At 65.7% G+C, this 25,819-nt stretch carries 12 protein-coding genes; all 12 read left to right on the top strand.

Annotation, left to right across the window (positions count from 1 at the left end; genetic code table 11):
* The first annotated feature begins 6 nt into the window (after positions 1-6).
* The 12 genes from Q0C41_RS01240 (at position 7) to Q0C41_RS01185 (ending at position 25,776) form a co-directional block, all read left to right on the top strand.
* On the top strand, positions 7-600 hold the full coding sequence (locus Q0C41_RS01240; protein ID WP_291980619.1) for a hypothetical protein: 594 nt from the start codon (positions 7-9) through the stop codon (positions 598-600).
* Positions 601-716: 116 nt separating this feature from the next.
* Positions 717-1,406, top strand: a complete 690-nt coding sequence (locus tag Q0C41_RS01235) for a hypothetical protein (protein ID WP_291980618.1) — start codon at positions 717-719, stop codon at positions 1,404-1,406.
* Between the two features lie 16 nt (positions 1,407-1,422).
* Positions 1,423-3,219 (top strand): hypothetical protein, encoded by a 1,797-nt coding sequence (locus tag Q0C41_RS01230; RefSeq protein WP_291980617.1) that lies wholly within the window; start codon positions 1,423-1,425, stop codon positions 3,217-3,219.
* A 40-nt stretch (positions 3,220-3,259) separates the two neighbouring features.
* Positions 3,260-4,636: an EH signature domain-containing protein gene (locus tag Q0C41_RS01225; RefSeq protein ID WP_291980616.1), complete on the top strand. Its 1,377-nt coding sequence runs from the start codon at positions 3,260-3,262 to the stop codon at positions 4,634-4,636.
* Positions 4,633-7,521 carry a DEAD/DEAH box helicase gene (locus tag Q0C41_RS01220; protein WP_291980615.1) on the top strand — a complete coding sequence of 963 codons (2,889 nt, stop codon included), beginning with the start codon at positions 4,633-4,635 and terminating at the stop codon, positions 7,519-7,521. Before Q0C41_RS01225 ends, Q0C41_RS01220 begins: the two co-directional genes overlap by 4 nt.
* Before the next feature lie 18 nt (positions 7,522-7,539).
* A complete protein-coding gene (pglW, locus tag Q0C41_RS01215) occupies positions 7,540-11,733 on the top strand; it encodes a BREX system serine/threonine kinase PglW (protein ID WP_291980614.1) in 4,194 nt (1,397 codons plus the stop codon).
* Complete coding sequence (gene pglX / locus Q0C41_RS01210) at positions 11,726-15,277, top strand: BREX-2 system adenine-specific DNA-methyltransferase PglX (RefSeq protein ID WP_291980613.1); 3,552 nt, start codon at positions 11,726-11,728, stop codon at positions 15,275-15,277. The genes pglW and pglX overlap by 8 nt, the downstream gene beginning before the upstream one ends.
* A complete protein-coding gene (locus tag Q0C41_RS01205) occupies positions 15,278-18,904 on the top strand; it encodes a hypothetical protein (protein ID WP_291980612.1) in 3,627 nt (1,208 codons plus the stop codon).
* Positions 18,905-18,907: 3 nt separating this feature from the next.
* The gene (gene pglZ, locus Q0C41_RS01200) at positions 18,908-21,574 is read left to right on the top strand and encodes a BREX-2 system phosphatase PglZ (protein WP_291980611.1); all 2,667 of its coding nucleotides are present in this window, start codon (positions 18,908-18,910) and stop codon (positions 21,572-21,574) included.
* Entirely contained in the window at positions 21,571-22,887 is a 1,317-nt protein-coding gene (gene brxD, locus Q0C41_RS01195) for a BREX system ATP-binding protein BrxD (protein ID WP_291980610.1), read from the top strand. Before pglZ ends, brxD begins: the two co-directional genes overlap by 4 nt.
* Positions 22,884-24,986, top strand: coding sequence for a DEAD/DEAH box helicase (locus Q0C41_RS01190; RefSeq protein WP_367079074.1), 2,103 nt, complete (start codon positions 22,884-22,886; stop codon positions 24,984-24,986). Before brxD ends, Q0C41_RS01190 begins: the two co-directional genes overlap by 4 nt.
* A gap of 40 nt (positions 24,987-25,026) precedes the next feature.
* Positions 25,027-25,776, top strand: coding sequence for a hypothetical protein (locus Q0C41_RS01185; RefSeq protein ID WP_291980609.1), 750 nt, complete (start codon positions 25,027-25,029; stop codon positions 25,774-25,776).
* Positions 25,777-25,819: the final 43 nt, after the last annotated feature.

Raw genomic sequence — 25,819 nt, 5'->3', positions numbered from 1 at the left:
CCTGATATGTCGCACATCTACACCGAGGTCGATCGTCTGTTGCTCAACCGTTGGGGCCACGTGATGGCCCTGCTTCAGGCTCATCGCGACATCCAACCGAGGATCGAGCAGGTCATCGAGGCCACGTCAAGCCGATTGAAGCCTTGGGCAGCCGCGCATGGATACGAGGTAAGTGGGACGCCACGGGAGGCACGGTTTGACCTGTGGTTGCCCACATGGGCGGATAGGAAAAGAGGCCCCAAGGTCCGTTTGACCATTGGCGGGTTCTGTCCCAGCGGTTTCCGGAAGGTGGACGAGGAGCACCCCTACCTCTGGGTACACACGGACCTCGAGAACTTCAAGGTGAAGGAACCTGAGCGAGTCGCGTTCGCGAGCCGCGTGCGTGCGCGTCTTGGAATGACCGCGCAGGAGTGGGTACATCACAACACAGATGACAGCTGGGCTCCCTTCGGTCGCTACCTCGAGAGCTATGACGACGCGGCCCGCGCCGAACTGGTGTCGAGTCCAGACGCGCTCTACGCATTCTGCACAGAGCAGCTACCAGCCCTGCTGGCGCTGGGAGAGCCGATCGGGCACGAGTTGGAGCTACTCGGTCGCTGAGCCGATTGCGGTCTGATAGCGCCGATCAAGCCCCGAGTCAGGAAGCGTCGAGAATGACAAGACCAGGCCGACCAAATGTGAGTATAGATGGCCACGAGGCTGCCACGTCTTCACACATGGCCTCGTCGTTCACAGACCTGATGGCCTCGTTGATGGTCATCTTCATCCTTTTGTTCATGGCGGTGCTGAGTAACGCCGTGGCGATCAAGAGGAACGCTCGCGACACCACGATCGAGGCACTGCTCGGAGCCTTGAAGAGCGCCCTGGCCGCCGGGGGGATGGACGCGGGTGGCATCCGTCAGGATGAGCGCGATCCCTACGCTGTGGTGATCGTCATGCCGGAGGATCTGCTCTTCAAGCGTGGCGACTGGAGCGTAGGTGATGGCGGTCGGCGCTTTCTGCTCGGGATGATCCCTCAGCTCTCGAGCATCGTCTGCACCGGCGAGCTGAGGGGCAAGGTATCCAACGTTGTCGTCGAGGGCCACACCGACTCAATCTGGTCTGCAGTCGGAGTCGCAGGCGTTGACGGGCCTCAGATGAACTTGGAGCTCAGTCAAAAGCGCTCGATGGACGTGGTGCGCTGGAGCCTCGCGGCTCTTGTCTCCGGTGACGAACGCGATTGCTTCAGACGCCTCCTCTCGGCCTCCGGACGGGGCCAGGAGGAACTTCTGCCTGATGTCCCCTCCGACGACTCGCGACAACGACGCGTGGTCTTCAAGATCCGAACGCAGCGCGACGTCATCGAGGATGTCGCGACTGGCCTCGCCGGGACGGTAGAGCCACGGAGCGTGGAAGGGGAGCATTGAAATGCCGCAGGGTGCGATGAGCTTCGTCGCCGGCCTCGAGCCTTGGATTCTCTACTACAGCTACGGCCTGATCGTTGTGTTCATGGCGGGACTGCTGGTGCTCGTGGTAGGCGCGAGAGGAGCGTGGCGTCGGCTGGCGTCGGCGGCGCGACAGTTGAGCGACCTGTCGCCGGCCGATGCGATGACCGGTGCGACTGACCACAGCTACCGAGCGATGGTGGCGGTCATCGAGAAGCTGCGGGATGGCGGCGAACCTTGGTGGGACGCCGTACGCCCCACCGTCACCACGTACGAAACGTACGACCGCAGGAAGGATCCCCAGGTCGGCTACTTCGTCACCGAATCGGTCGAAGAGAGCGTCGCGGGCGCGTCGCGGGCCGGTGACCGGTGGCTGGCGGTGGCGCATGTCGTTCCAGGCGTCCTGACGTCGCTCGGACTGCTCGGCACATTCGTGGCGTTGCTGCTGGGCCTGCGGGGACTGCAGAAGACCGCGGAGGGCATATGGGCCATCGATCCGCTCGTGGCGAACCTCTCCGGCAAGTTCGTGACATCAATCGTCGCCCTGGCGTTGAGTGTCGTATTCGTACTGATCGAACTGACGACACGGACCGTCGTCGTACGGGCGAGACACCAGCTGGCGCAGGCCCTGTCGCGCGTGCTTCCATTGCTGTCGACGTCGCACCTTCTCCTGAACGCGCACCGGGAGAGCGTGAGGCGCGGCGACACGCTTCAGGAGCTGTCCAGGCTGGCGGAGGCGCAGACAACCGTGTTGAAGGCCTTGCACGTGGTGGGCGAGCGTCAGGTTGCACAGCTCGAGCACTTCAATACGGATCTTGCCGTGTCGATCGGCAGCGCCATGGACGCGCGGCTCGTTCCCGTGCTCGAACGGTTGCTCCAGAGTACCAACGACCTGCACAGTATCCAGGCAGGACTCGGCGAGGAGTTGTTCAAGGAGGTTGGCAACAAGATCTCTGGCGCAGTGTCTGGCGCGGCCGGCCAGGAGATGCGCGCGATGACCGAGGCCATCAGCGAGAGCATCCGCTCGTTGAACGAGGCGGCGCAGGCGATGCGCGACGGGCAGAGCAAACTCGTCGAAGTGACGTCGGCCATCATTGGGCAGATGAATCACTCATTCGGAGAGAACTCCACACGCCTCAATGACGTGACTGAGAACGTCGTGCGCAATGTCGTCGAGCAGATCAGCGGCGCTGCGGGTGGGTTCTCGACGACGATTGGCGGTGCCGGCCAGGAAGTGGCGACGGCGCTCCTTACGACGTCGGCCCATCTTCAGAAGGTGGTGGATGAATGCCAGCGCATCGTCGAGCACACGGGCGCGACGATGCAGGGATTCGACGGACTGGTGACGCGGGTCTCCTTCGCCACTCAGGATGTCGTTGGCGCGCACGAGGCTCTCAAGGAAACGGCGATGCCGCTGCGGGAGGTGGCGACACGGACCGCGTCCCTGATTGGCAGTGTCGATCGCCAGGCAAACACGATCGGCGCTGCGGCCGAGAGCCTCAAGGCCACCAGCGAGAATCTGAAGAACATGCAGGACACTTTGCAGGCGTCCTGGGCTGACTACGAACGACGCTTCGCCGGCGTCGACCAGTCGTTGGGCAACTCTCTCGACTCCATGCGCAATGGATTCGAGCTCTACGCGGAGAAGATCCGCGATCTGAACGCTGGGCTCGACACGCACCTGAGCAAGGCCCTCTCCGACCTCTCCAGTGTGATCAACGAGTTCCACGAAACAGTGGAGGACCTGCAGGCGGCTCTGCCGGTTCAGGCTGCCCAGGGACAGAGACGCCCATGACGAGCAGTCACCCGACGGGCTGGACGGCGGAGTTGGGACGATGAGCTTGAGGCAGGCGTGTCAGAGCGCCGAACTGCGACCACGACCGGTGGAGGTTCAGTGGCCGAAGCTGTCGGGAATGGCAACGACGATATCGACTCAGTGGGCTGACCGGCCCGAACGCAAGCCACCCACCTTCCAGCTCGATCCGATCGTTCAGCGTGTGCGCGAGGCATGGCGCGCCAACAAGGGCCTCGACGGATTGACGCAGCGGGAGGTGCGCTGGTTGCCGCACGCGGTGTTCCACCCAGAGGCCTACCGCGATCAGTGGCTGGCCAGGGATTCGGACCTGATGACGTCAGTGCTGACGCGCGTGCGGGAGCGTCCGCGCGGCATTCGCAGCCTTTTGCGCAATGTGATCAGACTCTGGCCCTCGGAGCTTCCTGTTCTTGGCAGGATCGAGAGTGTGCTGGCGAACGACTTGCTGAGCGCGACGTCCCCTCGCCTCAAGGAGTGGAGTGAGCGCGTTCGCAAGTACAGTCTGCTGTCTACTGCCGGCCCTCGGCGCTTCGCTGATCTCCTAGGAGCACATCCCGACCAACGTGAGCGCCTGCTGAAGGACGCCGGACTTGTGGGCGAGTTGGCGCAGGCCGGATTTCTCGCCGAGGCTCATCGTCATCTTGTCAGCGACCTCTCCGGCAAAATGCGACAGGCCAGGTACGGGACCCTTGAATCGGATCTCCAGGTGCTGGCGCCGCAGGGCAAACTGGTATTCAAGTCCGATGGCCCCTTGCTGGCAGAAGCGTTATTGGGGCCCTTCGTCGACATCGCGCCGCCGTCCGAGGTGCAGGAACGCGTTCGAGCGTTCCTGCTGACCCACCTGCAGGACCCGCGGCTGACGCAGACGGGGTGGGCCAGCGTCAGCGCTGACGCCAGGCGCGTGATGATGCGGTGGCTGGTCAGTTCGACGCTCGAGGATTTCTTCGCGCTCATTGCGCGCTGGGCCGAACAGCAAGAGCACTGGCGCTATCGGAAAGCATTCTGGAGCGCTTACCTCAAGAAGGGTGCGATCTCGGGCGCATGGGTGGTCCTCGGTGCGAATGCGGTCGGCGATGCGCAGCGTCGCTGGCGAGACGCCGCCCCCTCGTACGGAACGCTAATCGGTGCCAACAACCACAGCGTGCTGCTGCTGGAGATCGGCGACCTGACCATCGCCGAGTTTAGCCATAATGGCACGTGTCGCGTGTGGTCTCGAACCGACAGACGACGACCCCACCTGTACGACCGTGAGTACACCAAGTCCGAACTGCAGGTCCTCGCGAGTCACGAGCAGCGACACCACGGCAACGTCCAGTACACGTGGCAGCGCCAGCTCGCTGAGGTGATCAGGGAAGCGACAGGTATCTCAGTCCTGCTGTCCGACTACCGAGTCCGATGACGCGCACCCTCGAATGGCATCTCGGCGCGGCCGGTGACATCACCTTCACGTGCACTGAAGGCAGCACGCGCCTGCCTCTTGACGAGTGGGCCACGCAGCCGCTGCTGACGCCGGCAGGTCACCCCGCGATGCCCGGCATCCTCCTGGCGATACAGGACGAGCCCGGCGTCGATGCCGTGGACGGCGGGCAGGCCTTGAAGCTCACCCCGGACCGTGTCGTTGCACTGGAGCCCTGGCAGATCCGAGCGGTCGGACTGCCGCCACCGCTCGCGTATCCTCTCAAGCTCGATCGCCGCGGCATCTTCACGGATCGCGACTTCTCGCTCACCTGCGGCTTCGTCGGCCCCAATGGCGAGACGCGACCTGCATTGCGTCGCGGGCCGATCGCCACGGTCAACGACACGGACTACACGCTGTCGGGGCCGTTGTTCGGGATCATGACCGCGCTGGACGACCTTTCCCAGTTGACCGAGCAAACGTTCGAGGCGCGAGCGCCGTACCTCGAACGCATTCAGCGAGTGCTGGCCGGCGACGAAGGTCCGGCGGCGACGGTTGCCGACCCGTACATCACGACCACTTCCGTGGTAAGCGCTGGAACGTTCACGCTACGCCCCCGCGTGGATGCCGCGGGCGCGATCGACTTCGACATCCAGCCGGCGTACGATTCCGGCTCGCTTGAGGAAGGCGTTCGCCCTTCGCTGCCGGAGGCCCGCGAGGCGGATTGGAACAAGCACTTCCGCCGGCTTTCGCTGCGGACCTCATATCCGGCAGGGGGCGGGCACTACGTGGTCGTCACGCCGGTCCTGCGCGAGGCCCTTGGCGTGGCCAAGAGAATGACGACCGCGTCACCAGCGCAGAAGCGGGAGTTCATCAGGAATCCCAGACCGTTCCTGAAGGAAGCACTCCCGGCCTTGCCGGACGAAGCGATCGAGCAGGTGTTCTGGGAGTCGGCCGAGTACAGCGAGCGCGTCCGGGACATCGGGCTGTGGCAGCCCAGAGTGCTGCCCTTCCTCAAGAAGTCGGGGATCGAATGGTTGCCGGGCGAGCCCATGGGACTGACGGTCGGCGGCACACAGGTCAACGTGCGCCCCGAGTACGCCCAGCAGCTGGTGGAGAAGCTGGAGCAGGCCCAGGCGGCTGGTAAGGCGTGGGTCGACCACGAGGGGCAGCGCATTCCAGTCACAGACGACGCCATCGCCTCGACACGCGAGTTGGCTGAGATCGCCCGGACGTACGGAGGGGACGCGCCAGAGCCGCCGAGGCGCGGCACTCCAGACGAGCCGCCCGAACCCTCGGGGCGCCTCGTCCTCCTGATCAAGGACAACCTCGAAGACGACGGCTTCGCCCGGTCCTGGAAGCCGAGGGCAGAGGGCGTCGTCTTCGTCGCACCGCCTCGGCTGCGTACCTCGCTCCTCGACTTCCAGCACGACGGCTGCCGCTGGCTCCAGCAACTGTGGGCCGCCGGTGCCCCCGGCGCGCTCCTTGCCGACGACATGGGCCTCGGCAAGACGCTGCAGTGCCTGACGTTCCTCGCCTGGCTGCGTCAGCTGCAGCAGGCGAGGAACATTCCGTCTCGCCCGATCCTGACGGTTGCGCCGACGGGTCTCCTCCTGAACTGGGTGGCGGAGCACGACAAGCATCTGAACGAGCCAGGACTTGGCGAGATGCTTTCGGTGCACGGGCAAGGGCTTGCGGACCTGCGCGTCGGGCCGCGGGCCGCCTCCGAACTCAAGGTCGGCATCCCGACGCTCGACACGGACCGGATGCGCAGGTCCGATTGGGTGCTGACGACGTATGAAACGCTCCGCGACTATCAGCACAGCTTCGGCGCCATCAGCTGGGACGTGCTGGTCTTCGACGAGGCGCAGAAGATCAAGAACCCGCAGGCCCTGATGACCGATGCGGCCAAGGCGATCAACGCCGACTTCACGGTGGCGGTCACCGGAACGCCCGTCGAGAATCGGCTGGCCGACCTGTGGAGCATCGTGGACACGATCGAGCCGGGAAGACTCGGCACGCTGAAGGCGTTCGTCTCCACGTACGAACCCGAGGCAGGGGTGGCACCGGACGCGCTCGGAGACCTCAAGCGGCGCCTGACGTCTCCGGCGCCCGCACTTCTGCAGCGTCGCACCAAGGCGGAGACCCTCCAGGGTCTGCCGACCGTCACCCATCACGCCACCCAGGTTGAGATGCCGCCTCCGCAGGCGGAGGCCTACGAAGCGGTCGTCAGGGCAGCGCGCAGTGGCGCAAAGGGGCAGATGCTGCAGTCGCTCCAGGGCCTTCGGGGCGTGTCGCTGCACCCCCAACCCGAGATGGCACCCTCTGACACCGACTTCGTCTCGCAGTCGGCGCGGTTGCTGGAGGCGGTCCGTATTCTGGACGAGGTGGCGTCACGTGGTGAGAAGGCGCTCGTGTTCATCGACGCCAAGGCCATGCAGGCGGCGTTGATGGAGGTGCTGCAGCGCCGGTACGGCCTTCCAGAGCCGCCCCTCGTGATCAATGGCGAGGTGCCGGGTGGCAAGCGTCTCCAGCGGGCAGATGAATTCCAGGAACGGCCCGGGTTCGGCGTCCTGATTCTGTCGCCGCGTGCAGGTGGGGTAGGGCTCACGATCACCGGCGCCAACCACGTGATCCATCTCGGTCGCTGGTGGAATCCGGCCGTCGAGGATCAGGCGACAGACCGTGTCTATCGCATCGGCCAGCACAAACCCGTGCACGTGTACACGCCGCTGGCGGTCCATCCGGAGTACGGCGAGGCCAGCTTCGACGTGCGGCTCGATCAGCTGTTGCAGCAGAAGCGCGCGCTCAGCCGTGAGTTGCTCGCCCCTACCGAGGCCAGCTCGCGGGATCTCGAGTGCTTGCTCCGGGATGTCGTTGGCGCATAGGCTCGACAGTCCGAAGCGATGCCTCTCCCCCTGACCCGCTGGCACCCGATCACCGAGTCCTCCTTCGCGTGGGAGCAGGACGCGCTCGACTTCGTGCGCGAGCGGCTGCCCGACCAGGAGCCCTACCACGCGTGGTCGAACTTCGAGTTCATCGCAGATGACGGCAGCGTCAACGAGGTCGACCTGCTGGTGCTGGCGCCAAGCGGGTTCTTCCTGGTCGAGATCAAGAGCCGCCCTGGCGTGCTGGATGGCGACGCGCATACCTGGATCTGGCGTGACCAGGGACGCGAGACCCTCACCGACAACCCGCTGCTGCTGACCAACCGGAAAGCCAAGCGGCTGATGTCGCTCCTCAGGCGACAGCGTGCCGTCGGAAGCGCACGCCTGCCGTTCCTCGAGCCGCTGGTCTTCTGCGCCGCACCCGGGTTGCAGGTGCGGCTGAGCGGCCAGGCCTCCACCGGCGTCCGCGTGCGAGACAAGGACCACGAGGGCGCAAGGCCGCAACCGGTGCCCGGGATCATCGCGTCTCTGACCCGGCCGCCGTCCATAGATCCCGGGCAGCTGCGGATTGACGGCAACGTCGCCCGTGTCATCGTCCGCGCACTTGAATCGGCGGGCATCCGCCGGTCGCAGAAGGCGCGGCGAGTCGGGGACTACGAGCTCGGTCTTCTCTTGATGGACGGCCCGGCGTACCAGGACTTCCAGGCGACGCACGTGGCCATGCCGAGCGTGGCGAGGCGCGTGCGCGTCTATCAGGTCCCGCGAAGCGCCGGCGCCGACGCGCGTCGCATGATCTTTCGCGCCGCGCAGCGCGAGTTCCAGATCCTCGAGGGGATCAACCACCCGGCCATCCTCAGGGCGACCGACTACAAGGATCAGGAGTCCGGGCCCGCGCTGATCTTCGAGCATCACCCCGACGCCCTGCGCCTCGATCACTTCCTGCGGCAGCACGGCGCCGCACTCAGCCAGGAGCAGCGCCTCACCCTGCTGCGGCAGCTGGCCGAGGCGGTCCGTTACGCGCACGAGAAGCATCTCGTGCATCGAGCCCTCGGCCCGCAGAGCGTGCTCGTACTCGACCCCGCCAGCCCCCGTCGTCGCCTCCAGATCTTCAACTGGCAGGTCGGCGTTCGCGAATCCGGCACGACCGGCGGAAAGAGCGTGACGGCGACCGCGCATCTCGAGCAGCTCGTGGAGGATGAGACGACGATCTACCTGGCGCCCGAGGCGCTGGCCGCGCCCGGCGAGAAGGGCGCGTACCTGGACGTCTTCTCGTTTGGCGCCATTGCCTATCACCTGTTTGCAGGACAGGCGCCGGCGTGCTCGGTCGTCGAGCTGGCAGCAAAGCTGCGCGAAGACCGCGGCCTGCAGCTGTCCGCTGTCGTGGACGGCGTGGGCGTGGCGCTGAACGATCTCGTTGCCTTGTCGACGCACCCCGATGTGTCGATCCGTCTGGCGACGATGGACGACGTGCTGGCGCAGCTGGAGCTGGTCGAAGAGGAGATGACCCGACCGGATGACGCCGCGCCGGTCAATCCTGCGGAGGCGCGCGTCGGCGACGTCCTTCCAGGGGCGTACAAGGTAAAGAAGCGCATCGGCCAGGGGTCAATCTCCGTGGTCTTCCTGGTCGAGACCAGAGACGGCCGCGAGCTGGTGTTGAAAGTCGCGTCCTCGTCTGACCACAACGAGCGCATCCGGCAGGAAGGCGCGGTGCTCGGGGATTTGCGTCACCAGCACATCGTGGCGCTCCGCGACGTGCTCGACGTCGGCGGTCATGCCGCGTTGCTGATGGACCGGGCGGGGGAGGATACCCTCGCGAGTCGCCTGCGCCGGGATGGCCCGCTGCACCTGGAGTTGCTGCAGCGGTTCGGCGAAGACCTGCTGCAGACCGTCAGCTGGCTGGAGCAGAAGGGCATTCCACACCGGGACATCAAGCCGGACAACATCGGCGTGGCGGAAGTCGGCGCGGGCAATCGGCTGCACCTGGTGCTGTTCGACTTCTCGCTGGCACGCACCTCATCCGAGGCCATTCGCGCCGGCACCGCCCCGTACCTCGAGCCGTTTCTCTCCGTGCGCAAGCCGCCGCGGTGGGACGTCGCCGCAGAGCGATTCGCTGCGGCGATGACACTCTACGAGATGGCGACAGCGCGACTGCCGCAGTGGGCCGATGGCCGCAGTGACCCCGCGCTGATCGAGGAGGAGGTCACGCTCGAATCCGGTCTCTTCGACCCCGACCTGCGCGAGTCGATGCTCGCGTTCTTCACAAAGGCGTTGCGGCGCGCGGTCAGGGAACGGTTCGACAACGCCGACGACATGCTTGCAGCCTGGCGGGCCGTCTTCACGGGCGTGGCTCGTCCGCGCTCCGACCGAGACGAGGCCGAGAGCGCCACGGACGAGCCGCCTGACTTCACGCTGTTGGTGGCAGCGGCCAAACGCGAGACGCCGCTCGCCCAGATCGGCTTGAGCACACGTGCGTTGAACGCCCTCGAGCGCGCCCGCGTGCTCACGTGCGGCGACCTCGTGACCATGGCCTCCCGTCGGCTGTATGCGATGGCCGGTGTCGGCGCGAAGACACGTGCGGAGATCCGGGCCGCCAAGGATGCCCTCGCCGGCAAGTGGGCAGTCGATGCCCCGGTCACTACCGCGACCTCATCGAGCACTGCGGCAGAGGAGAGCACCACCGACGTCGTCAGCATCGACCTGCTGATGGCGCGGCTGATGCCACGTCGATCGCGCTCACAGGATGTCGGGGAACTGCGCATCCTGAATCAGTTCCTGACGCCGCGAACGGACGCCGTGCCCGATCAGCCGTGGCCAACGCAGACAGCGGCTGCCGAGACGTTGAAGCTGACCCGCGCCCGCGTCAGCCAGGTCGTCGTCGCTGCGCGTACGCGCTGGTCGAAGGATTCTTCGCTCACCCGGCTCCGTGCCGATATGGTCGACCTCATTCAGGCCCACGGCGGGGTTATGGCCGTGCGCGAACTGGCTCACGCGGTGCTCGCGTTACGAGGGTCGGAGGCCCCGGAGCCGTTGCGCACGGTCCGTGCCCTCGCGGTGGCTCGCGCCGCGGTGGAGTCAGAACGTGAGCGGAAGGCACCACGGTTCGAGGACTTCAGGCGCGGAGCGCTCCTGATCGCCACAAGTACCGCCGCCGCCGACTACGCCGATGTGCTCGGCGAGACCGCCGACAGGCTGGCGGCGGCCGACCCCCTGTTGCCACCATCCCGAGTCAGCATGGAACTCGAGGCGGTCGACCCACCCGAGGGTGCGACGGGGCTTCTACCCGCGCGCATCGTCCAACTGGCGGCCGCTGCGTCGAAGGGCGCGGCCGTGTCGAGCCGTCTCGAGCTCTATCCTCGTGACATGCCTGCCGCACGTGCGCTGCGGTTGGCCCAGGGCGCCCTCCTCGGTGCGCAGGTGCTCACCGTCAGTGACCTCAAGGCCCGCATTTCGGGACGATACCCGGACGCAGAGCCCTTGCCCGACCGCCCGGCGCTCGACGAGTTGCTTGGGCAGGCTGGACTCGAGCTCGAGTGGGATCCCTCCGCAGCCGACCGCCGTGGTGCCTACCGCCCGCGACGCTCCGAGGCTCTGCTCAGCTCCAGCAGCACGTTCCAGACCCGCAACAGCTGGCCGGATGACGCGGCGGCAGAACGCGAGGATGTGCAGGAGTTCGATCGTCGCCTGCGTTATGCGCTTGACAGCGGTTCGTTCCTGGCGCTGGGTGTCGAGCCCAAGCTGCTGCCCTCAACAGCCCGCCGGTTGACGCGCAAGTACCCTGTGGCGAGCGAGAGCCTCGAAGCATTGCTCATCGCAGCAATGAGGGACGCCGCGACGAAGGTAGGGGCCGACTGGAACATCGTGCGCAAGGCCGATGCCGCCGGACCGGAGGGCCCGGACTGGGGCACACTCCTCAGACTAGTCAGGAGTGCCGTGCCGGATCTCGAACACCGATTGGCGCAGTCCGAACGACCGTTGCTGCTGTCGTATCCGGGCTTGCTCGCGCGGTACAACCAGCTGGCCGTCCTGCAGCGACTTCAGCAGAGCGCGGGCCGGCCTGGCGGACCACCGGCGGTGCTCGTGCTGGTGGCGGCTGATGGCCAGCACCACCTGCCGATGATCGACGGCCAGGCGCTGCCGGTGATCAGCAGCAATCAGTGGCTGCCGGTGCCGCCCGCATGGGTTCAGGGAGGAACCATTCCACACCATGATTGACGGACGACGGCTCCTGGCCGACCTGCAGCCGCTGCGAAAGCGGCTCGAGGACGACCTTAGAGAACGCAGCGAGCAGGTGCCCGAGCTCACACGGCGACTTCGGGAGGAGTGGCAGGCCGCGCGGCAGAAGGAGCGGACTGCGCAGACCTATGAGGCGTGGCGTGAGGACGCGCTGGCACAGGCCGCGGCGATGTGGCTGTTGGCGTGCGTCTTCGTCAGGTTCCTCGAGGACAACGCGCTCGCGGAACCGCCGCGTCTGGCCGCGCCGGGGGCGAGGCTGTCACTGGCGCGCGACCAGCGGACGCTGTACTTCCAGGAACACCCGCACGACAGCGACCGCGACTATCTGTACAGCGTATTCGAGGCCGTTGCCGCCTTGCCCGCGGCCGCTCCGCTCCTTGACCACCGGCACAACCCCATCTGGCAGGTCGGCATTTCCGGCGATGCTGCGACGCAGGTCATCGACTTCTGGCAGCGAGTGGATCCTGCCAGCGGTGCGCTCGTGCACGATTTCACCGATCCTGAATGGACGACGCGCTTCCTGGGTGACCTGTATCAGGATCTGTCCGCGTCCGCGCGCAAGAAGTACGCGCTGCTTCAGACGCCGGACTTCGTGCTGCAGTTCATTCTGGACCGCACGCTCACCCCGGCCATCGCGGAGTTCGGGTTCCGCGATGTGCAGATGATCGACCCGGCGTGCGGATCGGGCCACTTCCTGTTGGCGGCGTTCGAGAGGCTGGCCCGACTATGGGCGCAGCACGAGCCTGGCACGAACGCGCGGGAGTTGGCGCAGCGGGCTCTCGCGCAAGTGTCCGGTGTCGACCTCAATCCGTTCGCCGTAGCGATCGCACGGTTCCGGCTGCTGCTCGCCGCGTTGCGTGCGTCGAACATCACGAAGCTGGTGGATGCGCCCGCATTCAACATGGAACTCGCTGCAGGGGATTCGCTTCTGCATGGCCCGCGTCCTGGTGAGGTTGCGAGCCGTCAGCTCTATCTCGATCCCGAGAGCGATCCGCTGGCACACGTTTACTCAACTGAGGATGCTGTCGATCTGCGTCGTATTCTCGGCCGCCGCTACCACGTCGTCGTCGGTAATCCTCCGTATATCACTCCGAAGGACGCCGTGCTCAACAAGGCGTACCGCGACCGGTTTGACTCATGTCACGGCTTGTACGCGCTCACCGTCCCATTCTTCGAGCGCTTCTTCGACGCCGTTGTCCCAGGCGGCTTTGTCGGCAAGATCACAGGAAGCTCATTCGCTACGAGAGAGTTCGGGAGTCGCTTAGTCGAACGATACCTGCCAAAGTGGAACATCACGCATGTTGTGGACACTGACAAGGCGCACCTGCCAGGCCACGCAACCGGGACCGTGGTAGTTCTCGCGCGAGGCGGAGCCCCGGCGTCAGACACGATCAGGACCGTCATCGGTCTGCGCAAGGAAGAACCGGCCCCCCTGAACGCAGCAGCCGGCAGGGTGTGGCTTGCAATCGTAGATCAGATTGACGTTCCTTCGACGAGTGCCTACGTGGCTACTGGAGATCAGCCGAGAAGTCGATTCTCAAGCCACCCGTGGAGTTTGAGCAGCGTCGAAACTGGCGATCTGCGCCAGAAACTTGAGGCTGGTCGTCCGCCACTCGCCACCAAGGCGCAGTCGGTCGGGTTCTTTCTAGACACCCACGCCGACGATGCATTTGCCCTGCCGCGTGGATTCGCCCAGCGACATGGACTGTCTGATGCATTTCGCCGTCAAGTGCGCGGAGAAGATGTGCGTGACTGGGCCTACTCAGACGGCGACTGGATGTTCTTTCCTTACGGAGCAAACCTAGAGCTCTGGGAATCGGTGCCACTCGAGCCGCAGTGGTCGTGGCTTCATGCTTTGAGAACCGCCCTTTGGTCGCGCGCCGTATTTGGGGGCGGCACATACCGAACCGCTGGTAGAAAGTGGTTCGAGTTTCATCAGTTTCCCCGGGACAGGGCGAGAGCCAGCTGGCTGATCTGCTTCGCAGAGATAGCAACTCACAACAACTTCGTTCCTGTCAGCAAAGGCACCGTTTGCAACCGCACGGCGCCAGTGATCGAATTGAAACGCGAGATCACGGCAGACGAATTCGCTGGGATCGTGGCGACACTGAATTCTTCCATTGCTTGCTTCTGGTTGCGGCAAGTGTGCCATGACAAGGGCGCCGGCGGAATTGGCGGTGGAGTGTCTGCTGAAGAGTGGGAGCATCGGCATGCTTTCAATGCCTCCAATGTTCAGCAGATGCCAATCCCAGCACAGCTTCCAATTCCGCACGCCAGGCTGTTGATGACATCGGCCGCGCAGTTCGCGGAGAGTGCGCCAGCAGCGAGCATACGGACGAACGAAGCCAACTGGACGAGCAGAGCTGAGGTTGCGGAGGCAAGAGGCACGTGGGAACAGCGTCTTGGGCGCCTGATCTCGCTGCAGGAAGAGTGTGATTGGCAACTGTACTCAACATACGGGCTCGTTGAGGAGGACATCTGCTGCACGTTGGACACGGTGCCGGAGATCCAGCTAGGAGAGCGTGCGTTCGAGATTGCCATGGCTCGGAAGATTGCGGCCAGACAATTGGATACAGCGTGGTTCGAGCGACATCGAGCGATGCCCGTGACGGAGGTTCCGGCGCACTGGCCCGAAGCCTACAGACGGGTGGTCGAGCGGCGCCTCCTGCTGATTGAAGATAACTCAGAGATTGCACTGGTTGAGCAGCCAGCCTATAAGCGGCGATGGAATGTCGACCGATGGGAAGACCTGGCAGAACGAGCGCTTCGAGAATGGCTTCTGGATCGCCTGGAGTCAGTGAGCTATTGGCCGAACGTGGCCCTCACATCCGCAGCACGCTTGGCAGATCATGCGAGGCATGATGCCGAGTTCCTGCGCAAGGCTGCCATCTACAGAGATCGCGATGAGTTTGACGTCTCAACACTTGTCGCCGAGCTACTGGAGAGCGAATCCGTGCCATTCCTTTCGGTCTTGAGGTATAAGGCAGCGGGCCTGGAGAAGCGTGCCCAATGGGAGTCCGTGTGGGCGCTCCAGCGTCGGGAGGATGCGCACGAAAGTGTCGGCGAGATCATGGGGCCGCCGGAGTATGCGTCATCGGACTTCGCGAACACTGTGTACTGGCGACTGCGCGGGAAGCTCGACGTCCCAAAGGAACGGTTTGTCAGCTACCCGCACTGTCAGCGCGACAGCGATTCAACTCCAGTCATCTCCTGGGCCGGCTGGGATCACTTGCAGCAGGCAAGGGCACTGGGTACTTACTACGTACAGATGAAGGAGTCCGAAGGCTGGAGTCGCGATCGACTGACACCGCTCCTTGCGGGCCTGATGGAACTGCTGCCCTGGCTCCTGCAATGGCACAACGAGGTCGACCCTGAGTACGGCCAGCGAATGGGCGACTACTACGAGGGCTTCGTGGATGAAGAGGCTCGGGCACTTGGTCTGACTCGAGAGGCAATCCGGGTGTGGACTCCACCAACTGCCGCGCGTCGGCGGGGCAGACGAGCACAGCCGACGGAACAATAGATGACGCTGATCAAGGAACTCATCAGTCTCCCGGAGCACGTCCACCGCGGTGACTTCGTGCTTCGCCTCACCCAAGGTGTGGCGAACCCCGCAGAGACGTTGCGTGAGTACGTCGTCACGCCGCAGCTCGTGGAGTGCTTCGACGACGCGCTTCGGTTCATCAAGGGCTCGGTGGACGCGAGGTCCAGCAAGGCCACCTACCTGCACGGCAGCTTCGGCAGTGGCAAGAGCCACTTCATGGCCGTGCTGCACCTGCTGCTCGGGAACGAGCCAGCCGCGCGCGGCATTCCGGAGCTGGCTTCAACCGTGGCGCGCCATGCCTGGACCGAGCCGCGAAAGTTCCTGCTCGTGCCGTACCACATGATCGGCGCGCAGACGATGGAGTCGGCCATCCTGGGCCACTACGTCGAGCACGTCCGGCGCCTGCACCCGAACGCGCCCCTGCCTGGTGTGTTCAGGGCCGAGGGGCTGTTCGACGACGCCGACAGGCTGCGGACGCAGATCGGGGATGAGGCGTTCTTCCGTCAGCTCAACGCGAGAGCCGGCGCGAGCAGTGGCTGGGGAGCCCTCGCCGAAGGCTGGACGGATACATCGTTCCAGGCGGCTCGTCGCGCGGCGCCTGGTGACGAGGGCCGCGTGCGACTCGTCGACGAGCTCGTGCAGACGTTCTTTGCCTCGTACGGCGACGTGATCCGCGGGCAGGAGGAGGCGTACGTCTCTCTCGACATCGGCCTCGCCGCCATCAGCCGGCACGCGAAGGACCTGGGCTACGACGCCGTCGTCCTGTTCCTGGACGAGCTGATCCTCTGGCTCGCCAGCCATGCCGCGGAGCCTGCCTTCGTCAGTCGCGAAGGTCAGAAGCTGGCGCAGCTCGTGGAAGCGCAGCACGCCGATCGCCCAATTCCCATCGTCAGCTTCGTCGCCCGGCAGCGCGACCTGCGTGAACTAGTCGGACAGCATGTCACCGGGTCGCAAGACTTGGCTTTCGCCGACGTGCTGAACTGGTGGGAAGCCCGCTTTCACACGATCACACTGGAAGACCGTAACCTGCCGGCCATTGCCGAGCGCCGCGTCCTGAAGCCGAAGTCGGAAGCTGCCCGGCAGCAGATGGACGAGGCTTTTCGCCAGACCACGGCGGTGCGGCAGGAGGTGATGGACACTCTGCTGACCAGCACGGCGGACCGGCAGATGTTCCGCCAGGTGTATCCGTTCAGCCCGGCGCTGGTACAGGCGCTGGTGGCGGTATCGTCGGTGCTGCAGCGGGAGCGGACGGCGCTGAAGGTCATGTTGCAGCTGCTGGTCGATCATCGTGAGACATTGCAGCTCGGCGACCTCGTGCCCGTCGGTGACCTGTTCGACGTGATCGCCGAAGGCGACGAGGCCTTCAGCGAGGCGATGCGCGTGCACTTCGACAACGCGAATCGCCTCTACATTCGCAAGCTGTTGCCCATGCTGCTGGCCGAGCACCACCTGACGGCCGACGAGGCAAAGGCCCTGCCGTTCGACGATGCCCGCGCAGCGCGACTTCGTGGAGACGGCCGCATCGTCAAGACCTTGCTGCTCGCCGCGCTCGTTCCCGAAGTCGAGGCCTTCAAGGCGCTGACGCCAGCTCGCCTGGCGGCCTTGAATCACGGAACGATCCGGACGCCGATTCCCGGCGGAGAGGCGCGTGAGGTACTTCGGCGCGTGAGGCACTGGGCCGGCCACGTCGGCGAGATCAAGATCGCGGGCGACGAGGCGAACCCGACGATAGCGATCCAGATCACCGGCGTCGACACCGAGGGCATCATCGAGCAGGCCCGCGGTGAGGACAATCATGGCAACCGGAAGCGCCTGATCAAGGAGCACCTGTACAAAGCCGTCGGCATCGACAACTGGGATGGTCTGTTCGTCCGCCACAAGTTCACCTGGCGTGGGACGGATCGGCACTGCGAGATGGTGTACGGCAACGTCTGGGAGATGCCGGATGAATCGCTTCGCGGCCCACTCGATGAATGGCGCGTGATTGTCGACTACCCATTCGACGAGCGGGGGCACACGCCAAAGGACGATCTGGCGCGCCTCGAGCGCTTTCGACAGAGCCACGAGGCCGCGCGCACGCTGGTGTGGATACCGGCCTTTCTGTCCGCTGATGCTCAGAACGAACTCGGAACCCTCGTCGTGCTGGAGCACATCCTCCAGGGCGAGCGATTCAGCTCATTTGCGACTCACCTGCCGCCGGTAGAACGGGCAACGGCTCGTCAGCTGCTGGAGAATCGCCGCAGTCAGCTGCGGGAACGATTGCGCCTGTTCCTCGAAGGCGCGTACGGGATCCAGGAACCAGTGCCGGGCAGCGTCGACTCAACGCACGGCCTGTCGGAGCATTTCCAGTCGCTGGATCCCGGTCTGAGCCCGCAGCCACCGGTCGCTGCCAGCCTGAAGGATGGCTTCGAGATCCTGTTGGGGCAGGCGCTGGCGGCACAGTTCCCGGCGCACCCCGTGTTCGCGGTGTCGGCCAAGCTTGCCAACCTGCGCAAGGTGCTCCCGGACCTCCTGCGTGCGGCTCAGGCCCCGGACGGGCGCACGCTGGTCGACCGGCCTCTGAGGGACCTCGTGCGCGACATCGCGCAGCCCCTCGAGCTGGGCACGATGGCCGAGACGCACTTCGTGCTCGGGCAGTACTGGTCGCAGCACTTCAACAGGAAGCGTGCGCAGGATGGCGGCCCGGTCACGGTGCGGAGGCTGCGGGCGTGGATCGACGAGCCGAAGCCGCGCGGCCTTCCCGAGGAGGTCGGCAATCTCGTGATCCTCCTGTGGGCGGAGCAGCAACAGCTCGCGTTCACCCTTCACGGCGGACCAGTGACGGTCACGCTTGACGACATGCGCGACGAGCTGGAGCTCAAGGCGCAGAAGCTGCCGTCACACGAGGTGTGGCAGGTGGCGGTTCGTCGAGCCCAGGAAGTCTTCGGCCTGCCGGCGTCGCCGCTCCTCAATGCCGCGAACGTCGCACAGCTTGTCAGTGGCCTGCGTGAGAACGCACAAGCGCAGCGCCGGGACGCGCATGCGCTCGTCGAGCGCCTGAGTCCCGTGCTGCGTGACTTTGGTCATGAGCTGGCGGGGACCAGGCGAGGTCGTACGGCCGTCGCCGTGCAGACGCTCCTCGAGAGGATCGCGACGGCCGAGCCGGAGATGGCCATCGACGTGCTCGCGGCGACGCCAGGCGAGACGTCGGACGCGGCGATGGGACGGAGCGTCAGTCAGTCGTCCGCGCTGGTCGCCGCGTTTACGTCCACCGCGTGGGATCTCTTCGAAGCGGTAGACCGCTTGGTCGACGAACGTCAGGTCGCGGGCAGGGCTCTGCGCCAGCGCGTGGCCGAGGCACTTGAAGCGGACGAGCTGGCGGTGCCGCTGGCGCCGACGTTGCGGGCGGCACAGGGCGATGCCGTGCGCCTTCTGGCCCCGCCGCCGCCCCCGCCGAGACCAACCGGGGCGGGCGGCCCGGCCGCGACGCGGTGGCGGGAGATCAAGGCCTCCAGTGAACTGCCGTCGGCGAGCGCCGTCGACACGCTGCGCAGTTATCTCGACTCGCTCGACGAGGCGCGACGCACGCGCGTGCGCGTCTCGTGGCGCGTCGAGGACAAGGACTAGCGCGTGCCATCGCCTACCCTTGCCCAGGTGCGCGAGCAGGCCGTGACCGTGCTCCAGCGTGTCAGGGACGCGCGCGTCATCGGCATCCGGGCCGACACATGGTCGGGGCCTGACGTGCTGGCGGTGGACAGCCTGCCGTTCCGCATTGCTTTCTGTGAATCGCCGCTTCACGTGCGCGAAGAGCTGTTGGCGCTGGCAGACGATGCGGGACTCATCGTCTTGACGCCGGCATCCGAGGAAGCGCTCGGCAGCGACGTCATGGTGCGACTGGCCAAACGACAGATCTTCGACATCGACACCTGGCGCATTGCCCTCGATCTGTTCAAGGCGCGGGTGGTCGATCCGCGCGTCCAACGAGCGCGATGGTTGGCAGACGCGCTGGTCGAGAGTGCCCCGCCGGGAGGCTACGCCGCCGTGCCCGCCGGGATTCTGGACGCCGACACGGTCTGGGAGGCCCTGCTTCGCCACCGCATCGGGCTGCCGGATGGCCGACCCGACGTCGTGGCCGTGCTGCGGTGGGCCGAGACCGCTGCGCAAGTCTCCCGGTACACAGACCTGCCGACGGAGTTTCGCCATGCCGTCCGGGCTCGCGTCCGTGAGACCGCCGGCGTCGTCGGCGAGACGATGCTCGACGCGTTGGAGAGGACGCCTGCCGTCGATCTCGTGTCGCTCGGGCTGGCGTGCCGCGTGCTCTTTCACCCGGAGGCGGGCGGACAACTGCGTGATGCCGCCATCCGCTTCGAGCAGTATCACGGGCACCACCCACTTCCGGCCGAGGTGGGCGTGCAATGGGCCGAGGCAGCCGAGCGCGTCGTCGCCGAACGTGAGTCCGCGGACGGGTGGCCGGCAGTTCGTGCGAGGGCCGAGAAGGCGGACCGTCTCCTGACCGATCTTGGCGCTGGCCTATCCCTGCACCTTGGTCGCTGGTCGCCTGGCGGATTCGAACAGCGGCTGGGGAAGGTCGCCGCCGCCATCGGTGCTGCCCTTAGACAAACCTCGAGCGCCCAGGCGGTGGAGGTCGCGGCAGCATCCGTCCTCGAGCACCGACTCGCACGCATCAACCCTGTGCGTCAGCGCCGCGTGGAAATGGCCCGGCGGCTGGTGAACTGGCTGCAGACACCCGTCGTGCTGACGGCCTCGCTCGTCGACGCCGTACAGGCCTACAACCGGCACGGAGCCTTCGTCGATCTTGCGCGGCTGGCGTTGCTCGGCGGCGAGCAGCCGATGGAACTCGGGAACGCCTACCGGGACTTGCTCACACGCGTCCGCGAGCGCCGCGAGCACGAGAACGAGGTTTTCGGGCGACTGGTGGCGTCCGGGGCCGCGCAGCCGCCCGAGGGCGTTGGTTCCCCCGTGCCCGTGGAGCGAGTAGTAAGTGACGCTGTCGCCCCGCTCGCCCGCGCGCTGCCGGTGTTCATGCTGGTGATGGATGGCCTGAGTCGGGCCGTGTATCAGGATTTGCTCCAGAGCCTGGCCGACACAGGGTGGCGATGCTGGGAACCATCAGCAGAGGCTGCGGAAGCACGGCGCTGGGCCGCGTTCGCGGCTCTTCCAAGCATCACCGAGATCTCGCGCACCAGCCTGTTCTCGTGTCGGCTCGACTCGTGTGACGCGTCGACCGAGTCGCGCGAGTTCGCTACGCATCCGGCCCTGCAATCGGTATCTCGATCGCGCAAGCCGCCGGTGCTGTTCCACAAGGGCACGTTACTCGGCGCGTCAGGCCGCGGGTTGTCCGAGGACGTGCGTAGTGCCTTGCTCGATGGCGACCAGCGCGTCGTCGCCGCCGTCGTGAACGTGGTGGACGACTTGTTGTTCAAGGGCGACCAGATTCAACCGCGCTGGGACCTCGACGCGGCGCCGGTCGTGAAGGAGCTCCTCGAAGCTGCTCGCGCGGCCGGGCGAGCTGTCGTGCTGACGAGTGATCATGGCCACCTGCTCGACGACGACACCGCGTTCCAGGGAAGGGAAGCCGGCGAACGATGGCGCGAGGACACGGGCGAGGTCGGGGAAGGCGAGGTGCGCGTCGAAGGCCGACGGGTGCTGGCGCAGGGACGCACATCGCTCATCGTGCCCTGGAGCGAACGCACCAGGTATTCGGGTAAGAGGAACGGATACCACGGAGGCGTCACCCCGCAGGAGATGGTCTTGCCGCTCGCGGTGCTGACGTGGGCCGGCAACGAATTGGACGGGTTCCGAGAAGTCGCCAACGTGTACCCCGCGTGGTGGTTCGACGCGGCCGCGCCGCCCGTTGTCGCGACGGCCGGCCCGATTCGTACGACGGCGCCCGTCAAATCTGCGAAGCCGGCCCCGCCGATGTTCGACCTGCTCGAGGCAGTGAAACCGGCTGAGGCGCCGTCATGGCTCGACCGGCTCTTCATGTCACCGGTTCTGGTCGAGCAGAAAGCGTTGTCGGAGGGCCGCGGGATCCCATCAGACGACGAAGTCCGTCGGCTGTTGCTGTGTGTCTCTGAGCGTGGCGGCCGGATGACGCGTGTGGCCTTGGCACAGCGGATGGGTGTGCCTCCGTTCCGCCTCGCCGGACTCGTGGCGGCCACGCGCCGACTGCTGAACGTCGACGGCCTTCAGGTGCTGGACGTCGATGAGGGGTCCGACACCGTGATCCTCAATCGGCTCTTGCTCGAGCAGCAGTTCGGGGGCGACGGCCAGTGACACTGAGTCGGGAGCGGCGGGAGCAGATCATTGCGGCGCTCAGGCGAGGGACCGTCCCCGATACGGGCCTCGACGTGCTGGCGGTCGGTCTCGCGCCATTCGAGGCCGCTCTGGACGCCGAACTCTCAGCGGTTGCGCGGGGCACGGGCGGTTTCAAGGCCGTGCGCGGCGAGTACGGCAGTGGCAAGACGTTTTTCGCGCGGTGGCTGCAGGAGCGGGCGAAGAAGCGCGGGTTTGCGACGGCGGAAGTGCAGATCTCGGAGACCGAGACACCGCTCCATCGCCTCGAGACGGTCTATCGGCGACTGAACGAGCGACTGTCCACGCCGGAGACGCCACAGGGCGCGCTGCGTTCCATCGTGGACGGGTGGTTCTATACGCTCGAGCAGGACGTGATGGCGGGTGGTCCTGGTGGCGGCGACTCCGAGGTTGCGGCGCGCACAGAAGCGCTCATGGAGAAGCGGCTCGAGAGTGTGACGCGCACGACACCGGCGCTGGCGGCCGCCCTGCGTGGTTACCATCGCGCCTTGCAGGCAGGCGACGCGCTGACTGCAGATGGGCTCATTGCCTGGATCTCCGGACAGCCTAATGTGGCGGCGTCCTCCAAACGTGCGGCCGGCCTCAAGGGCGACATCGACCATTTCGGGGCGCTCAGCTTTCTGCAGGGCCTGCTGGTGATCCTGCGAGATTCAGGCTACAAAGGGCTCCTGCTGGTGCTCGACGAGGTCGAGACGCTGCAGCGGGTGCGCGGGGATGTTCGCGAGAAGAGCCTGAACGCGCTGCGTCAGCTCCTTGATGAAGTCGATGGCGGCCGGTTTCCTGGCCTGTATCTTGTCATCACCGGCACGTCACCGTTCTTCGATGGGCCGCAGGGCGTGCAACGACTGCCCCCGCTCGCGCAGCGACTGCACGTGGACTTCGCAACGGATGCCAGGTTCGATAACCCCCGCGCCGTCCAGATCCGCCTGCCCGCGTTCAATGCGGAGCGTCTCCGGGAAGTGGGCGCCAGGGTGAGAGACCTCTTCGCCGAAGGGGCAGGATCCGAAGCGAGTCTTCGCACCGCGGTCGATGACCGCTACGTCGCCGACCTCGCGGACGCTGTCGCGGGCAGGTTCGGCGGCAAGGTGGGCATCGTGCCGAGGGTGTTCCTGAAGAAGCTCGTGGCAGACGTCCTCGACCGCGTCGATCAGTTTCCCGACTTCGACCCGCGAACCCACTACTCGCTGACGGTGGCCGACACCGAGCTGACCCCGGTCGAGCGAGCCGCGCGGGGCGGCACCAGCATCGACGACATCGAGCTCGAGGGCGTGTGAGCGGGTTCGACCTGCTGCACCCCCTCGTGCAGCATCACATCATCAACAGCCTCGGTTGGGCGTCCCTTCGACCGTTCCAGCAGGACGCCATCGCACCGCTCGTCGCGGGGCAGCATGCCTTGCTACTTGCGCCAACGGCCGGCGGGAAGACGGAGGCGGCGATGTTCCCGCTGTTCTCGCGCATGCTCGCGGAGGATTGGCAGGGCTTGTCGGTCCTCTACGTGTGCCCGCTTCGTGCCCTCTTGAACAACCTGCATCCACGGCTCGAGCATTACGGCAGGCTGTTTGGTCGCCGGGTCGAGTTGTGGCACGGGGACGTCGGCGACTCGTCCCGCCGCCGCATCGTCACAGACCCGCCGGACGTACTACTGACGACGCCCGAATCGCTCGAAGTGATGCTCATCACGCGACGCGAGCATCACGATCGGCTGTTCTCCGGCTTGCGCGCCGTCGTCGTGGACGAGATTCACGCCTTCGCTGGCGACGACCGTGGCTGGCACCTGCTGTCGGTGCTGGAGCGGCTGGTGTTTCGTGCTGGCCGCCCGCTGCAGCGCGTCGGTCTCTCTGCCACGGTTGGCAATCCGGAGGCATTGTTGGATTGGCTTGCGGGCACGGCTCCAGGTCCGAGGACGGTACTTGCCCCCAAGGGTGGCGCTGCCGGACCCGTCGAACTCGAGATTGACGCCGTCAAGACGCTCAGCAATGCCGCCAGGGTGATCGCCGGCCTGCACCGGGGCGAGAAGCGGCTCGTCTTCTGCGACAGCCGGTCGAAGGTCGAGGACCTGGCGTCACAGCTCCGCGCCCTGGAGGTGCAGACGTTCGTCTCGCACAGCTCGCTCAGTCTCGACGAGCGCCGTCGCGCGGAGGAGGCGTTTGCCTCCGGCCACGACTGCGTCATCGTTGCCACGAGTACGCTCGAACTCGGCGTGGACGTCGGCGATCTGGACCGGGTCATCCAGATCGACGCGCCTGTGGCCGTGGCCAGCTTCCTGCAGCGCCTCGGCAGGACGGGGCGTCGCGCCGGTACCACGCGCAACTACCTGTTTCTGACGACCACGCCGGAGAGCTTGATGCAGGCCGCCGCGCTGGTGCGTCTCTGGGGAACTGGGCACGTCGAGCAGGTGCGGCCGCCGGCGGCTCCGTTCCACATCCTGGCGCAGCAGATCATGGCGCTGTCGCTTCAGTACGGCGGGATCGGACACGACGACTGGCGCCATGAACTCCAGGGATGGCCGGCGCTTCGCGAGATGAGCGAAACGGACCTGGCCTCCACCATCGGTCACATGCTGGCTACTGGCATCCTCAGCGACCAGCAGGGCATCCTGTGGCTCGGTGAGAAGGGCGAGGCCGAGTACGGCTTCCGCCACTTCATGGATCTGTTCACGGCGTTCATCAGCGAGCCTCTCATTGCCGTCCGCCATGGCGACCGGCACATCGGGAGTGTCCATCACACGACATTCGCGCGGTGGCCCGACAACGACGTGAACCTCGTTCTCGGAGGGCACAGCTGGCGGGTCTCGCACGTTGACTGGAAACAGCGCCTCGCGCAGGTGTCGCCTTCAGGCGACGAAGGGCGCTCGCGCTGGGCCGGCAGCGGGCAGCCGATCCGCTATGAACTGTGCCAGGCCATGCGGGAGGTGCTGCTCGGCGCAGAGCTCCCGGCAAGACTGACCACCCGGGCGGCCCAAGCGCTGGCCGAACTGCGAGCAGAGTTCACCTGGCTCGATGGAACGTCAACAGCGGTCACGCGGAACAAGAACGCAGTCCAGTGGTGGACGTTTGGGGGACTCTATGCGAACGTCGCAACCGCTGCGAAGCTGAAGGCAGACCTTGGCTATGCCGTGGCGCCGAACAACCTCGCGATCAAGATCGCCGGCGAGCCCTCGGACAGCGCCATCATGAACGCGATTCACGCTATCCGCGCCACGGATGCGGAGACTCTTGTGCCGGACGTGGCGAAGAAGGCGCTGGAGGGGCTCAAGTTCAGCGCGTGCCTTCCGGCCGACCTCGCGACGCGCGTCCTGCAGCAACGCATGGCGGATGTTGACGGCGTGAAACGCATACTGGCCGAACCCGTGACGTTAGTCGGTGTTCAGTGAAATGCAACTACCTTGGTGAAGGAGTCGGCGGAGGTGTGAGATGAACACGGCATCAGCTGGAGGACAGGTGGGAACGTCGATAGACACGGCCTTTGACTTCCGGAGTGACACGCCGCCGGGGAAACGGCGGGATCCCGACAAGGACAGCCCTACCTTGCGCCGGTATCACAAGGCCCTGTGGAGCAAGCCGCTTCCTGGTGGCCAATTGTTCAATCTGAGTGACGAGGTTCGTGACCACTACCTGCATCACCGCTCCGAACTCGGTGAGTTCTCGCTGACCAGCGACTCGGCGATGCAGACGTTCACCCGGTTAGGATTCGCTGCGGAGCATCCAGAACTCTGCAGCCAGGCGATGAACGAGGAGTTCTTCTCTCTTGCCTACACCATCGGCGCGATGATCGTGTTCCCGGGAGAGAAGCGCGATCGCAAGCGCACGATCAATCAGGCCCGAGGCTGTCTGAGGAACATCGCAGACCGCATGGACCTGACGCTTGAATGCATTCGTCGGCACTACGCGGGCGACGGCAGCCCGCTGGCCGGGACGCTTGCGCGGTACGGCGACTTCTTCGCGCTGTTCGAGAACTTCGACGGATACGTGAACTTCTTCCTGCTGCAGGACTTGCTTGCACAGGGCGAATCTTCTGTGGCCTTCTTCATGCCGTTTGACGACTTCAGGACGCCCGCCGCGCCAAAGGACTTCGGCACGTACAGCGCGTTTCGACAGCGAAGTATGGACTTCATCCATGCACGCAACACGCGAATCGCCAAGTATGCAGACACATTGACCTGACGTGCGCGTGTGGCACCGGGTGCCCTTGTGGAGTACGTGTGGG

Source organism: Luteitalea sp., assembly GCF_022842525.1.
Classification (GTDB): Bacteria; Acidobacteriota; Vicinamibacteria; order Vicinamibacterales; family Vicinamibacteraceae; genus Luteitalea.
Note: the sequence above shows the minus strand (reverse complement) of the source record. Positions and strands in the feature narration are given on the sequence as shown.